This is a genomic window from Kribbella sp. NPDC058245 (genome assembly GCF_042882005.1).
GTDB lineage: Bacteria > Actinomycetota > Actinomycetes > Propionibacteriales > Kribbellaceae > Kribbella.
In genome coordinates, this window is the sequence record NZ_JBHVWY010000013.1 from 28077 (window position 1) to 41021 (window position 12945).

General features: G+C 65.8%; 14 protein-coding genes. 5 read left to right on the forward strand and 9 right to left on the reverse strand.

Annotation, left to right across the window (positions count from 1 at the left end):
* The first annotated feature begins 89 nt into the window (after positions 1-89).
* Both ACFVWG_RS27805 and ACFVWG_RS27810 read left to right on the forward strand, forming a co-directional pair.
* On the forward strand, positions 90-2462 hold the full coding sequence (locus ACFVWG_RS27805; protein WP_391546364.1) for an immune inhibitor A domain-containing protein: 2373 nt from the start codon (positions 90-92) through the stop codon (positions 2460-2462).
* Positions 2463-2608: 146 nt separating this feature from the next.
* A complete protein-coding gene (locus ACFVWG_RS27810; protein WP_391546365.1) occupies positions 2609-2998 on the forward strand; it encodes a hypothetical protein in 390 nt (129 codons plus the stop codon).
* Between the two features lie 140 nt (positions 2999-3138).
* Here the strand turns inward: ACFVWG_RS27810 and ACFVWG_RS27815 are convergent, their stop codons facing one another.
* The gene (locus ACFVWG_RS27815) at positions 3139-3627 is read right to left on the reverse strand and encodes an Imm1 family immunity protein (protein ID WP_391546366.1); all 489 of its coding nucleotides are present in this window, start codon (positions 3625-3627) and stop codon (positions 3139-3141) included.
* On the reverse strand, positions 3624-4538 hold the full coding sequence (locus tag ACFVWG_RS27820; protein ID WP_391546367.1) for a DddA-like double-stranded DNA deaminase toxin: 915 nt from the start codon (positions 4536-4538) through the stop codon (positions 3624-3626). Before ACFVWG_RS27820 ends, ACFVWG_RS27815 begins: the two co-directional genes overlap by 4 nt.
* On the opposite strand from ACFVWG_RS27820, the gene ACFVWG_RS27825 reads away from it, so the two are divergent.
* Complete coding sequence (locus tag ACFVWG_RS27825; protein WP_391546595.1) at positions 4467-4631, forward strand: hypothetical protein; 165 nt, start codon at positions 4467-4469, stop codon at positions 4629-4631. The two genes, ACFVWG_RS27820 and ACFVWG_RS27825, sit on opposite strands and share 72 nt — an antisense overlap.
* Positions 4632-4657: 26 nt before the next feature.
* Here the strand turns inward: ACFVWG_RS27825 and ACFVWG_RS27830 are convergent, their stop codons facing one another.
* Positions 4658-5536, reverse strand: a complete 879-nt coding sequence (locus ACFVWG_RS27830) for a phosphotransferase (protein ID WP_391546368.1) — start codon at positions 5534-5536, stop codon at positions 4658-4660.
* A 5-nt stretch (positions 5537-5541) separates the two neighbouring features.
* Positions 5542-6918 (reverse strand): hypothetical protein, encoded by a 1377-nt coding sequence (locus tag ACFVWG_RS27835; RefSeq protein WP_391546369.1) that lies wholly within the window; start codon positions 6916-6918, stop codon positions 5542-5544.
* 170 nt (positions 6919-7088) lie between these two features.
* Between ACFVWG_RS27835 and ACFVWG_RS27840 the strand changes: the two genes are divergently transcribed.
* The gene (locus ACFVWG_RS27840; RefSeq protein WP_391546370.1) at positions 7089-7418 is read left to right on the forward strand and encodes a hypothetical protein; all 330 of its coding nucleotides are present in this window, start codon (positions 7089-7091) and stop codon (positions 7416-7418) included.
* A gap of 401 nt (positions 7419-7819) precedes the next feature.
* Here the strand turns inward: ACFVWG_RS27840 and hflX are convergent, their stop codons facing one another.
* Together hflX and dapF are read right to left on the reverse strand one after the other, a co-directional pair.
* Complete coding sequence (gene hflX / locus ACFVWG_RS27845) at positions 7820-9313, reverse strand: GTPase HflX (protein ID WP_391546371.1); 1494 nt, start codon at positions 9311-9313, stop codon at positions 7820-7822.
* Between the two features lie 60 nt (positions 9314-9373).
* Positions 9374-10237 (reverse strand): diaminopimelate epimerase, encoded by an 864-nt coding sequence (gene dapF, locus ACFVWG_RS27850; protein ID WP_391546372.1) that lies wholly within the window; start codon positions 10235-10237, stop codon positions 9374-9376.
* A gap of 24 nt (positions 10238-10261) precedes the next feature.
* On the opposite strand from dapF, the gene ACFVWG_RS27855 reads away from it, so the two are divergent.
* The gene (locus ACFVWG_RS27855; protein ID WP_391546373.1) at positions 10262-10525 is read left to right on the forward strand and encodes a hypothetical protein; all 264 of its coding nucleotides are present in this window, start codon (positions 10262-10264) and stop codon (positions 10523-10525) included.
* Here ACFVWG_RS27855 and menC read toward each other — a convergent pair.
* Genes menC through ACFVWG_RS27870 form a run of 3 tightly spaced genes read right to left on the reverse strand, consistent with a single transcriptional unit; the run spans position 10515 to position 12943 of the window.
* The gene (gene menC, locus ACFVWG_RS27860; protein WP_391546374.1) at positions 10515-11624 is read right to left on the reverse strand and encodes an o-succinylbenzoate synthase; all 1110 of its coding nucleotides are present in this window, start codon (positions 11622-11624) and stop codon (positions 10515-10517) included. The two genes, ACFVWG_RS27855 and menC, sit on opposite strands and share 11 nt — an antisense overlap.
* A 12-nt stretch (positions 11625-11636) precedes the next feature.
* Positions 11637-12278, reverse strand: a complete 642-nt coding sequence (locus ACFVWG_RS27865; RefSeq protein ID WP_391546375.1) for a MurR/RpiR family transcriptional regulator — start codon at positions 12276-12278, stop codon at positions 11637-11639.
* Positions 12275-12943: a hypothetical protein gene (locus tag ACFVWG_RS27870; protein ID WP_391546376.1), complete on the reverse strand. Its 669-nt coding sequence runs from the start codon at positions 12941-12943 to the stop codon at positions 12275-12277. The genes ACFVWG_RS27865 and ACFVWG_RS27870 overlap by 4 nt, the downstream gene beginning before the upstream one ends.
* Positions 12944-12945: the final 2 nt, after the last annotated feature.

The window sequence follows — 12945 nt, forward strand, 5'->3', positions numbered from 1 at the left end:
TCCCCGTACTCTCGCGCAAAACACGCTCGGGGGAGCTTTGAATACGCCGCGTCACCACCGCGGCGGTCAACAATGCATGGAGGGGAATCGTGCGCAAGCTACCCGCTGGGCTGTTCAGCCTGGCCTTAGCGGCGACCGCCGGGCTCGGGTGGGCCCAGGCCGGAAACGCCGTCACACTGCCCGCCAGCGCGACCGCGCCGACTGCCAGCGAGTCCGCGCCGGCACCGGACGAGCTGCCCAACCCGCTCGAGGACAAGCGCCGTGAGCTCCGCCAGGAGGCGCTCACCAACGTCCTGGCCGGCAAGGCCAAGCCGGAGGTCCGCAACGGCAGCACCGTCGTCAAGGTCGGTGCCAAGGCCGCCGGGTCCAAGGGACTCAAGGCGGGCAAGACCGGCAAGGTCGACCAGTACGTCGAGCTGGCGCGGGAGAAGAGCGACAAGATCTTCGTCGTGCTCGCCGAGTTCGGCAACGAGCGGCACCCGAGCTACCCCGACCAGGACACCGCGCCGGCCATCCCGGGCCCCGCGACCTTCGAGGGACCGCTGCGCAACCAGATCCCCCAGCCGGACCGCTCGGTGGACAACAGCACCGTCTGGCAGGCCGACTACAGCCAGAAGCACTTCCAGGACCTGTACTTCGGCAACGGCAACTCGGTCAAGAAGTACTACGAGAAGCAGTCGTCCGGCCGGTACAGCGTGGACGGGACCGTCACCGACTGGGTGAAGGTCAGGTACAACGAGGCCCGCTACGGCCGGTCCAACGGCAAGCCGTGCGCAGGCAACGTCTGCAACAACACCTGGGCGCTCGTCCAGGACGCGGTGAACCAGTGGGTCGTGGACCAGAAGGCCAAGGGCCGCACGGCCGCCCAGATCACGGCCGATCTGAAGGCGTTCGACCAGTGGGACCGCTACGACTTCGACGGTGACGGCAACTTCAACGAGCCCGACGGCTACATCGACCACTTCCAGATCGTGCACGCCGGTGGCGACCAGGCCGACGGTGACCCGCAGCAGGGTGAGGACGCCATCTGGTCGCACCGCTGGTCGGTGCAGTACCCCGGTGGTCCCGCGACCAACCCGCGTGGTGGCGCCCAGATCGGCGACACCGGCCTGTGGGTCGGTGACTACACGATCCAGCCGGAGAACGGCGGCATCAGCGTCTTCGCGCACGAGTACGGCCACGACCTCGGTCTGCCGGACCACTACGACACCTCCGGCGCACCGGTCGAGAACAGCGTCAACTGGTGGACGATCATGGCGCAGAGCCGCGTCAGCAAGGCCACCGACGGTGGTCTGGGCGAGCAGGCGGCCGACATGGGCGCCTGGGACAAGCTGCAGCTGGGCTGGCTGGACTACGAGATCGTGGCGGCCGGTCAGAACCGGACCCTCGAGCTCGGTCCGTACGAGTACAACTCCAAGAAGGCCCAGGGCCTGGTGGTGACGCTGCCGAAGAAGCAGGTGGTGCACGACCTCGTCGCACCGGCGGCCGGCACGAAGTCCTGGTGGAGTGGCCAGGGCAACGCCTTCACGCACACCATGAACCGCCAGGTCACGCTGCCGGCCGGTGCCGCGGCGAGCCTCAACTTCCAGGCGAACTGGGACATCGAGGACTGCGGTGCGGACCCGTGTGACTACGCCTACGTCGAGGTGAACGACGGCACCGGCTACAAGCCGATCGCCGGCAACATCACCAAGGCGGCCGAGGGCAACGGCATCGACGGCACCAGCACCGGCTGGGTCCCGGCCACGTTCGACCTGTCGGCGTACGCCGGTAAGACGATCGGCCTGCAGTTCCGCTACGCCACCGACCCGGCGGCCGGCGGCAAGGGCTTCTTCGCCGACGAGATCAAGGTGACCTCGGGCGCGACCACGGTGGTCGGCTCCGGCGCGGAGACCTCGCCCGACGGCTGGACCCTCAACGGCTTCAGCGCGATCGGAGCGACGTACACGAGTCTGCACGACAACTACTACCTCGCCGCGCACATCAACTACGTCGACCAGGACCAGTACCTGAAGACCGGTCCGTACAACTTCGGCTTCGCGAACACGGCGCCGGACAAGGTCGAGCACTTCCCCTACCAGGACGGCCTGCTGGTCTGGTACTGGGACACCTCGCAGTCCGACAACAACACCAACGAGCACCCCGGTGAGGGTCTGGTGCTGCCGGTCGACAGCCACCCGGTCCCGATCAACCGTCTCGACGGCCAGCTCTGGCGGCCGCGGGTCGGCGGGTACGACGCTCCGTTCGGTACGGAGAAGGCGGACTCGGTCACCCTGCACATCAACGGCCAGGCCAGCTACATCCGTGGCCAGGACGGGGTGCCGACCTTCAACGACTCCAAGGCGTACTGGTTCGCCGAGCAGCCGATGGCCGGCGTCAAGGTCCCGAACAACGGCGTCAACATCAAGGTGCTCTCCCGCACCGGCACGACCATCAAGGTCCAGGTCTCCAAGCGCAAGTAGTGACCTGACCTGAAAGAACACCATGTGGTCGTCGCAACCCCTCGATCTGAGGAGTTGCGGCGACCATGTCGTTTGTACAACTACGAACTCCTCCAGCGCGGACCCGACCAGATGGATAAGGTTGGGGGCTCGCACGATCGACCACGTTGCTGGAGGAGTTCATGTCAGTTGGTGAGAGCGCAAACATGGCTTCGCTGCTGGCTCCAGCTCAGGCAGGCGTCGTTAGAGAAGGTTCCCCGGTCTTCCACACAGGACTGTGGCTCAGCCCGAACAGGACGCTGCTCTTCATCGGAGTAGTGGTTGAAGGAGAAGCACCCTCGGCGCAGCGCCCGTCAATCACGATCGACGGCAGCCAAGGTCTCACGATCAACAACTTCTCGTACGTCATGGGCTCCGGACCCCGAGGGGGCTATACCTGGTTGCTCCAGGCTGACATCGATCACGACCGTGTTCCGCTCCTTTCGGGCGGGACGCTGACCATGCGGTACGGGAACGCCGAGTTCGAGTACACCGCGCCGCTGGCCCTCTTGCCTTAGCGGTTCCTGGCATCTGGCACTGCGTCCTTGGGCGTAGACCTGATGTGGTCGACCGTCGTAGTCCACCATTTCCCGATCCTATCGATCGAAAGACCTGCTGGCGTTCGAGGCGGCCTGAGTTGGACGCGGCGGGCCTGACGTCAGTCCCTACGAGCCACGCTCGGATCGAACTCATCGAAGTCGTCCAAGGTGAACGGCTCGAGCTCGACCGGCGGTGGGTCGAACAGCTTCCAGGTCACGCTCTCGGGGCGTCTCCTGGTCGCGACGAATTCCAGCGCCGCAGTGCGCGCCTCCTGGACCGTGATCGCACTTCCTGTCTCGATCGGCTGCGGTGTGCCGCCGAAGTCGAGATCGGCGTCTTGAGGATCGCTCAATGTCCCGACTGAGTCGTACCGCAGTCCATCGGCGCCCGGCTCGTGGAAGGTCAGTGAGCCGAAACCATTGCCGAGAGCAACATCAAGGACGGTCGCCCCGTAGGGCCCCGCTTCCGCGTCGTCGATTCGTGTCGAGAGCTCAACCCACACAGGAACGCCAGCGGCCTGAAGCTCGTCCAGCAGCGCAGTCATCTCGTTTGCCGTGGCGATCTTCCGGCCTTCTCGGAAGTATCCAGCGGATACTTGGTCGTTCACCCAGGCTCTCCTTCTTCTCCGATATAGACCTGACGCCCACCAGGCCAGTACACGGTCAGCTTCGACCCGGGCGGTATCTGGTATTTGAGAGTGGCATCACAGCTTAATGGCAGCACGTCATTGCGACCTCGTCCGCAAGGCTCATTGTTGAGGTACAGCGTTAGCTCACGCGCTCGCAGCCGCCGCATGATCGCAGCTGCGTGTCCCTCTGCGTCCACTCGTGCTACTCGGAGTCGCGCGGTCTTGCCTTTCAGGCCGGGAGCGCCGGCCCCTGGTCCCTGGGTACCGCTCACAACGCGCTTCAGGGGCGTGCCGTCCGGCGTCGCCAGGATGCCCGAGGTTGGCCCCTTGCCTCCCGGCCGTCCGGGGAGCAGCTTGAAAATGTTTCCGAAGAAAGGCGCAGGAACCCGGTCGGTGCTGTCCGTACGTTTGTGAGGCTCCTGGCCACTGCTCGACGGACCTCGAGTTGGCTCGGAGTCATCAATAGCATCACCCCGAGGAGGTGGAGCACCGCCGTCCTTGCCGTCGCCTCCGCGGCCGGCTCCCGGGCCAGACCCTTCGCGGTCAGCAGCACGATCATTGACGTCAACCGGACGTGGGCTGCTGCCAGCAAAGGGGTTCCGCTCAGCGGAGTCTGACGACGGGCGGTCCGTTCCCGAACCGCCGCCGACCAACCGGTCGGCCCAGGCACGCGCCTTCGGTGGCGCCATCGACAAGTAGTGCGCCGCCGCCTCACAAGCGCGCGCTGCAGCATCCAGCTGATGCGCAGCAACAGTCGCACCGCCCTGCGCCGCTAGCGCAGCGCTCTCACGGCAGCGGGCAGCAGTGCGTTGCAAGTGATGCAGCACCTGCGGCACCTCGTCGAGACACTCGACCAGCCCACGCGCTACCCGCTGCAGGTCCGACGGCATGAGAGGTCAGATCTGATCGGCGTAGAGCCGCTGTACGTCGGACATGACCTGTTCCTCACGATTCTCCGTAGGGGACGAGCCTCGTCGCTCTGAGGATGAGACTCGGCCGAGTTTGCGCGCTACTTGTACCGCTGCCACAGCTCGTCTTCACCGGTCCGCAGTGTGGCCAGCCGGTGTGCATGGACTCGCGCAATATCTGGCCGGTTGCTCAGGTCAGGAATGACGCTTGTGACGAGGACAAGCTCACGAATTCGGCGCAAGACCGGCCAGGACGGTGATTCCGTCACGTCGACACCGAGCGTTGAGGCTAGCTCCTCATGATCACGATTGGCACCGAACCGGACCGCGCTCACTGCCGCTACTACCAGGTCGTAGTCCAGTGGTCCGACGCTCGTCTCGTCGAAGTCGCAGAGCACGAACTGTCCGTCGTGCCGCCGGAGCAGGTTCCCGATGTAGGCATCCCCGTGCAGGAGCCCGAGATGCAGGTTCTCGTAAAGCTCGCCGTACAAGGCCTCAATTTCTGCCCACTGCTGCGAGAGCCACGAGTGATCCTCTGGAGGGAGCCCGTCGGCCATCGCCAGGCTCGCACGGGCTTTGCTGAACGGGTCCCAGTCCTTGAGCCAGTCCGGAGGGGACAGCGACCGCCAGCCTCGTAGCGCCGCCGCGAGATCAGCGCCATGCCAGGCTGGGTTGCTGGCCTCCAACTGCTCCCAGATGGTGGCCGAATAGTTCTCGAACAAAATTGGGTTGTGGGTCCCGGACAGCCTGACCGCCGGCGCTCCCTGCTGGTCGAGCCACTCGGCAATGCGGGTTACATGTTGGGCCCGCTGGCTGGCGAGGTTGCCGATTCCAAATCGGACTACGGCGTTCTCGCGGGGCAGGATGTAGACGGCGTTGTTGGTGTATTTGACGAGCTGTGCATCGTCTGTGTCTAGTTCGGCCTCCTTGCAGATCCCGGCAAGGGCGTAGCGGAGCCGCTGGTTGAGATCGTCGGACATGACCGTCATACGGTGATTGCTTTCCGTGTGGTGTGCAGATGCGTCGAGATGGCTTGTGCCACTGATTGCGCGGCTGAGTCCTTGGTCGCTACCGCCGCGTCGGCGATCTCGCCCAGTCGGCGTGCACCTCGTCCACTGCGGATAGCCTGAGAATCTTGCAGCACCTCGACAGCGGTGCTGACACCGGAGTCGACCTCGCCCGTGCGCAACAGGTTGGTCGCCAGTACGATCCGGTCGAAAACCCGGCTCCGCGGCGGTCGCTCGGGCCCTGATTCCGCAATTGCCCTGGTCGCGTAGCCAATCGCTACCTCGGAGAACTGCCGCTTCTGTGACTGATCCTTCGTGGCATTTGCGAGCATGTTGAAGACCAATGCCTCGTGGCCGGTGTAGTCACCAGGGGTGAAGTACAGCGTTGTCCACGGCGATACGCGAGAGCTGTCTGCTCTCCCCATCTCGTACTCGGCGCGAGCTAGTGCGTCGCGGACGTGGGTCTCCTTACCGAGCATCGCGTACGCCAGCGCCTCATTGGCATGCAGACGTGCGATCTCTGCAGGATCACCGGCGTCCTGGGCGGAGATCTGGCCGATCTGCAGCATCTTCAACGCTTCGGCGGGATGGCCCTCGTGCATGCTGACGCGGCCGAGCCGATAGAGGATCGACGATATGAGCGACGGTTCGTCAGCTTCGCGGGCCAGCACCAGGGCGTTCATCAGGTAGCGACGTGATGCCAACTGGTTGCCGACGTCGTGGAAAGACCACGCCACCATGCTGCTGAAGTCGGCGAGCGATATCTTCAGATCGCGCGAAACGGAATCCTCAGCCCTTGAGTTCAGCATGTGCCGTGCGTATCCGTAGAACCCACGGGAGGCATCGACGGCCGCTCCGCCGCCGAACCGCTGATCGAGCTTCCGGAATTCACGCGTCATGGACCGGACCTGCTCGATATCTGCCGCAGTGATGAGGTCTGGCACCGACGCCGAACCCCTGGAGAACCTGGGCAACCACCTTCGGGCATCGGCCGTCGCTGATCCAAAGGCGACGCTGGCAACCGACCCTGCGAAGGACTGCCTGTCTTCGAAGGTCAAGTGATGCGGCTTGTCGGTCTCGGCGGTCGAACTGTAGGCCAGGCCCATCAGACCCCGGGGAATGTCGAACGCGTCCGAGATCCGCTCCAGAACCTCATAGGCCTTCACTTGTCGGCCAGCCAAGATCTCCGAGACTTCGCCCTGAGACTGGAACGTCTTTGACCCGATCAGAGTCTGGCTCCAGCCGTGGCGTTGAAGCCAGCGATAGATCGCACCCACGTCACGACTGGCAAGAGCGGGTTGCAGTTCCGGCCGCTCCCACCAGGTGGGGTCGAGCGGCGGGTGGGGTGCCGTCATCTCGGTTCTCCCTCGTTCGCCCGTCGCCGCGAAGGTAACCCGCTGTGCATGGCCGAGTCTATCGGCGTTGCCGATAGGTCCAGTGGATGAGCGCTGCCCGTAGTGGTCCAACTACTCGCAGCGTCATCGTTGCTAGGTACCAAGCGATCCCGACTACCAAGGTGGACCAGATGTTGCAGGCTTACGGATACGTGCGGAAGCACTTCCTGATGAACGATGTGGAGGTCACCGCAGCGGAAGGAACGCTTGCGAAAATAGCCGCGCAACGAGGCGTCAAGTTGGTTGATGTGCTGGTTGAAGACCTCGCAAACTCACCCGCTGCGTTCGAGACCGTACTGTCTCTGGCCCTGCAGTCGAGGGATCGCATTCTCATCGTCCCGAGCGAGTTTCACCTTGATGCGAACGGTGAGAGCAAGGACGTACGGAAACGCCTTGAGGTCAACGGGATCACCGTAATATCCGGCGACGAGTTGGCTGAGCCAGCTAGAGACGATCGCTGAGAGACCGCGATGGAGACGGACGACAAAGGATGGCCGTTGCTCCGGTCGACTCAGGACGCCTTCTGTGATGGCGAGAATCCAGCGACGGGCCGGAAGTGCGTACTCGCTCAGCATCGGGGATTCCACCGTGACGAGTTCGGCGCTGAATGGCTCGACGACGCCTGAACAGGCGGCGTCATGAGGAGTCGAAGAAATGGCGCTCCCACCACGCATCTGGATCGAGGCAGCACGCCCGCATCCATAAGCCGGCCAGGGCGGCATGTAAGAACGGTTATTCCCCCGCCTTGCTGCCCTGGCCGTTCCACGACACAGCCACCGCCTCCTGACGGAATGCGGTCGCCTTGCCTCCCGAAACGGAACGACCCCGAGGAGCTGATCCTCGGGGTCGTTTGTTGTCGTGCTTAGGCCGAAGCCACCTCGTACGGCGTGAGCTCGTCGGCCAGGGCGGGGTGGACCCGGGCGGTGACGCGCGTGCCGTCGCCGGTGTGCTCGAGCTGCTCGACGGAGCCTTCGGAGTGGATGCGGGACACCAGGTCACCGCGCTCGTAGGGCAGCAGCAGGTCGAGCGAGATGTGCGGTTGCGGCAGGGCGCCCTCGAGGTACGCACGGAGCTTGTCGATGCCCTCGCCCGTACGGGCCGAGACGACGATCGCGCGCGGCTCGCGGGCCAGGATCGGCGCGAGAGCGAGTGCGTCGGCGGCGTCGGCCTTGTTGATCACGATGATCTCGGGAACGTCGAGGGCGTTGATCTCGCCCAGAACCTCACGGACCGCCTGGATCTGCGACAGCGGGTCAGGGTGCGAACCGTCGACCACGTGCAGCAGCAGGTCGGCGTCCGCGACCTCCTCCAGCGTGGAGCGGAAGGCCTCGACGATGTCGTGCGGCAGGTGCCGGACGAAACCGACCGTGTCGGTCAGCGTGTAGACGCGGCCGTCGGACGTCGTGGTGCGGCGGGTGGTCGGGTCCAGGGTCGCGAACAGTGCGTCCTCGACCAGTACGCCGGCGCCCGTGATCCGGTTGAGCAGCGAGGACTTGCCCGCGTTGGTGTAGCCCGCGATCGCGACCGAGGGGACCAGGTTGCGGCGACGCTCCTGGCGCATGGTCGAGCGCGTGCTCTTCATGTCCTTGAGCATCCGGCGCAGCTTGGAGATCTTGGTGTTGATCCGGCGCCGGTCGGTCTCGATCTTGGTTTCACCGGGACCACGGCCACCGATACCGCCACCGGCCGCACCGACCCGGCCACCGGCCTGGCGGGACAGGTTTCCACCCCAACCACGCAGGCGCTGCTTCATGTACTGCAGCTGGGCCAGCTCGACCTGGGCTTTGCCTTCCTTGCTCTTCGCGTGCTGCGCGAAGATGTCCAGGATCAGCGCGGTCCGGTCGACCACCTTGACCTTGAGCTTGTCCTCCAGGTTGCGCAGCTGCGCGGGAGCCAGCTCACCGTCGGCGATCACCGTGTCCGCGCCCGAGGCCGCGACCAGGTCGCGCAGGTCGGCCACCTTGCCGGAACCGATGAAGGTCGCCGGGTCCGGCTTCTTGCGGCGCTGGATCACTCCGTCCAGCACCTCCGAACCGGCCGTCTCGGCGAGCAGCTTCAGCTCGGCCAGCGAGTTCTCGGCATCCTCGGCGCTGCCTTCGGTCCAGACGCCGACCAGCAGCACCCGCTCCAGCAGCAGCTTGCGGTACTCGACCTCGCTGATGTCGGTCAGCTCGGTCGACATGCCGACGACGCGGCGGAGCGCCTGGCGTTCCTCGAGCTCTAGGCCGTCGGTGTTGCCTTCGCGGTCGTCGTCGTAGTCATCGTGACCCGTCAACGAAGCGCCGGAGTCATCGCCCTGAAGCAGGTCGGTTTCGACGTCGGAGGTCTCTTCGTATGCGTTCGATTGGGTCGTCATATACCTTCCATGTTGGCACGGGCCACCAGTACAGGCGACCCGATTAACCACGTCAACGCCTCAGCGCGTGCCTGAATTCCCGTTCAGCCAGGCGCGGTCGAACTCCCCGCGAGCGTGCAGGACGGCCGGACCGGTGAGCTCCAGGTGGTTGTCCGCCCGCCACGTCACGCTCACTTCACCGCCCGGTACGCCGACGCGGTACGTGACCGGTAGCTCCTGGTTGGCCTTCAGAACGGCCGCCACGGTCACAGCGCACGTTCCCGTGCCACAGGACCGGGTCTCCCCCGAACCACGCTCGTGGACCCGCATGTCCACGTCGTACGGACCACGCCGTACGACGAACTCCAGGTTGACGCCGTGGGGGAACGCCTCGGTCGGGGACCAACTCGGCTGGTCACACAGGTTGCCTGGCTCGGACAGGTCGTCAATGAACGCCACTGCGTGTGGATTGCCCATGTCGACGTGCAGCGCCGGCCACTGGTGGCCGTTGGCAGTGACGACGATTCCGGCGGGGCCGGGCAGGGTGGGTTCGCCCATGTCGACGGTGAGCGTGCCGTCGTCGTTCTGGACGACCTCTTTGACACCTGCACGTGTGCCGACGCGGACTGGCTTGTCGTCGATCAGTCCGGCGTCTGCGAGGTACCGGACGAACACGCGGACGCCGTTGCCGCACATCTCCGCGATCGAACCGTCGGCGTTGCGGTAGTCCATGAACCAGTCGCCGCCGTCCTCGACGTACGACTGGCCAGTGCCCTGGAGGACCCGCAGTACGCCGTCCGCACCGAGGCCGGCGTGGCGGTCACACAGGAACTGCACCAGCTCCGCGTCCAGCTCCCCGTGGACTGTGCCATCGGGGTCAGGAAGGATCACGAAGTCGTTCTCGGTGCCATGGCCCTTCAGCCAGGGGAACGTGGTGCTGCTCATGTCTAGATCGTACGGTGTGTCGTTATGGAGCTGATCGCCTACTTCTGGGAGCAGGAGGACGCCTCGTCGGTGGCTGCGCAGCTGGACGGCACCGTACGGCGGGGGCGGTTCCACGGCGAGGACGATGACGAGGACCACCCGTGGGTCGTCGTACTGCCTGCTGGTGTGAGCCGTCCTGAGCTGGATGCGTTGCTGACCGAGTACGAAGGGTGGCTGGAGACGGCAGACGATGAGCCAGCAGTGGCCCCACCGCCGTTGCCCAGTGAGCCCAAGCGCTTCAAGAAGTGAGCTCTATGGTTGCGACCGCGTTCTGGGCGATGAAGGCTGTGTCGACGTCGTGGCCGAGGCCTGGCGCTTTCGGCACCTGTACGACGCCTTGGGTGGCGATGACGGGTGGAGTGATGACGTCCTGGGCGTAGTACTTGGCGGAGGCCGAGACGTCGGACGGGAGTGAGAAGCCGGGCAGGCTGGAGAGCGCTACATTCGCCGCTCGGCCGATGCCGAACTCGTGCATGCCGCCGCACCAGACCGGGATGCCCGCTTGGTGCGCGCGGTCGTGAGCGGCGCGGGCCCGGGTGAGGCCGCCCATCCGGGAGACCTTGATGTTGAGAACGCGGATCGCTTGCAAAGAGAGCGCTGTCTCGAGATCTTCCAGGGTCTCGACGCTCTCGTCCAGGCAGATCGGAGTGGCGATCTGCCTTTGCAGGTTGGCGTGCGCGAGCAGGTCCCGGGGCGCGAAGGGCTGCTCGATCATCGTCAGGCCGAACTCGTCGAGCGCCTTGAGGTGATCCGACTGCTCCGCGGTATAGATGCCGTTGGCATCGACATGGAGATCCAGGTCGGGGTGCGCGGAGCGGACCGCGCGGACCGGTTCGACATCCCAGCCGGGCGCGATCTTCAGCTTCACCCGCGGATATCCGGCGGCTAGGTGCCGCTCGACCTCCGTGAGCAGGTCGTCGATCGTCGGCTCGATACCGAGCGAGACACCGGCCACGACCTCGGTCCGCGTACCGCCGAGCGCCTCGGCCAGCGGGACGCAGTTGATGGTTGCCCAGAGCACCCATCCGGCCGTGTCCAGGCCGGACTTGGCGAACTGGTTGCCGCGGACCTTCGCCCACAGCTGCGACAACTGCTCGGGGCGTTCCCACTCCTTGCCGAGGATCGCGGGCACGAGATAGCGCTCTCCGAGGTGCCAGCAGGATTCGACCGTCTCGGGTGCGTAGAACGGATCCGACGGCGAGGCGACCTCGCCCCAGCCCACCGCGCCCGACTCATCGGTCAGCTCGACCAGGATGTGGTCGAGCATGCTCTTGCCGTGCGAGCTGGTCCGGAACTCGTGCACCAGCGGCAGCCGGACCCGGTGCAGCTTGGCCGCGACGATCTTCATGGAAGGTTCCTCTCAGGAGATGTACAGGCCGAGCTCGGTGTTCAGGCGATCGCGCTCTCCCAGCCGGCGCCGGGACCCCTTGGCGCTGGCCGTGGTCAGGGTCGCGAGCACGTGCAGGACGGAGACGATCACGGTCGGCGAATCGACGTACGACGCGCTCCCGGTCGCGACGTAGATGCACTGATCGGCGACCGCTGCCAGCGGCGCGTCCTCGAAGTCGGTGACGACGACGAGCTCGCCGCCGGCCGCCTTGAAGGCGCGCGCGATCTCGACCGTGTCGCGACGGTACCGGCGGAGTGAGAACGCCACCATGAGGTCGTTCGCTCGGACATCGGACAGGACGTCGACCGCGCGCACGACCGTCCCGTCGACGAGCGTCACCTGGGACAGGCCGGCGCTCAGGTCGAAGGCGAGCAGCGACGCGTAGGAGAACGATTTCGCCGATCCGGCCACGAAGCGTCGGCGGGCGGCGACGATCCGGGCCGCCGCCTGCGCGATCGCGTCGTCGGCCAGGATCTTGTCGAGTGCCTCCTCGATCGATGCCCGCTCCTGCTCGACCACGCGGCGCTGGAGCAGCGTCGACGACCGTCGTTGCAGACGTGCGTCGTACCGGTCTTGGGGGCTGGTGAGTTCGCGGTTCTGCTTCTCGTTCATTCAGCTGCTCCGAACACGTATGACGCGGTGTGGTCGTCGTCGCGGTGGATCCCGGTCGCGACCAGGCCCATGGCGAACAGCTCGGCGAACTCCTCGCGAACCCGGGCGACCACACAATCCGTGACGGACGCGCGATCGGTCGGCACGGGGATCTCAGCGACGGGAGCGCGGCCGGTGGACGGCGCTTGAGTGAGGTCCCAGTCGACGACCAGCCGGTCGGTGCCGGGGCCGTAGAGATCCGGGGAGTACCAGCGGGCGCGGGCGCCGAGGACGTTCAGGTTGAAGTGGGCGTTGCGGACCTGGAAGGGGTCGTAGGTCCAGCGCATCCGGCTCATGCCGTTGGCGAGAGCGACGTCGCGCTGGGCGTACTTGAGCATCCGGCCGAGGCCGCGACCCTGGAGGCCGGCGACGACGACGGCTGATTGGGAGTAGTGGTAGAGAGCGCTCTCCGACGTTCCCGGGAAGCCGTAGGCGAAGGCGACCAGGCGGTCGGTCGCGTCCAGGACGCCGACCACGGATCCGCCGTTCCGGGCGAGGGCGGCGAGCAGGCGGGGGTTCAGGCCGTGGTCCGGCTGCTGGTAGCCGAACACCTCGCGGTACAGCGCGGCAGCGTCGGCGTACTGCGCCGGGGTGCTCAGCGAGACCGCCCGGAAGTCATCGGACACCG

Excerpts from the sequence above, each read along its gene's own strand:
- ACFVWG_RS27865 (WP_391546375.1), bottom strand. The coding sequence starts at position 12,278 with ATGAACGAGAAGCAGAACCGCGAACTCACCAGCCCCCAAGACCGGTAC.
- hflX (WP_391546371.1), bottom strand. The coding sequence starts at position 9,313 with ATGACGACCCAATCGAACGCATACGAAGAGACCTCCGACGTCGAAACC.
- dapF (WP_391546372.1), bottom strand. The coding sequence starts at position 10,237 with ATGAGCAGCACCACGTTCCCCTGGCTGAAGGGCCATGGCACCGAGAAC.
- menC (WP_391546374.1), bottom strand. The coding sequence starts at position 11,624 with ATGAAGATCGTCGCGGCCAAGCTGCACCGGGTCCGGCTGCCGCTGGTG.
- ACFVWG_RS27840 (WP_391546370.1), top strand. The coding sequence starts at position 7,089 with ATGTTGCAGGCTTACGGATACGTGCGGAAGCACTTCCTGATGAACGAT.
- ACFVWG_RS27835 (WP_391546369.1), bottom strand. The coding sequence starts at position 6,918 with ATGACGGCACCCCACCCGCCGCTCGACCCCACCTGGTGGGAGCGGCCG.
- ACFVWG_RS27825 (WP_391546595.1), top strand. The coding sequence starts at position 4,467 with ATGCAGCACCTGCGGCACCTCGTCGAGACACTCGACCAGCCCACGCGC.
- ACFVWG_RS27820 (WP_391546367.1), bottom strand. The coding sequence starts at position 4,538 with ATGCCGTCGGACCTGCAGCGGGTAGCGCGTGGGCTGGTCGAGTGTCTC.
- ACFVWG_RS27830 (WP_391546368.1), bottom strand. The coding sequence starts at position 5,536 with ATGTCCGACGATCTCAACCAGCGGCTCCGCTACGCCCTTGCCGGGATC.
- ACFVWG_RS27855 (WP_391546373.1), top strand. The coding sequence starts at position 10,262 with ATGGAGCTGATCGCCTACTTCTGGGAGCAGGAGGACGCCTCGTCGGTG.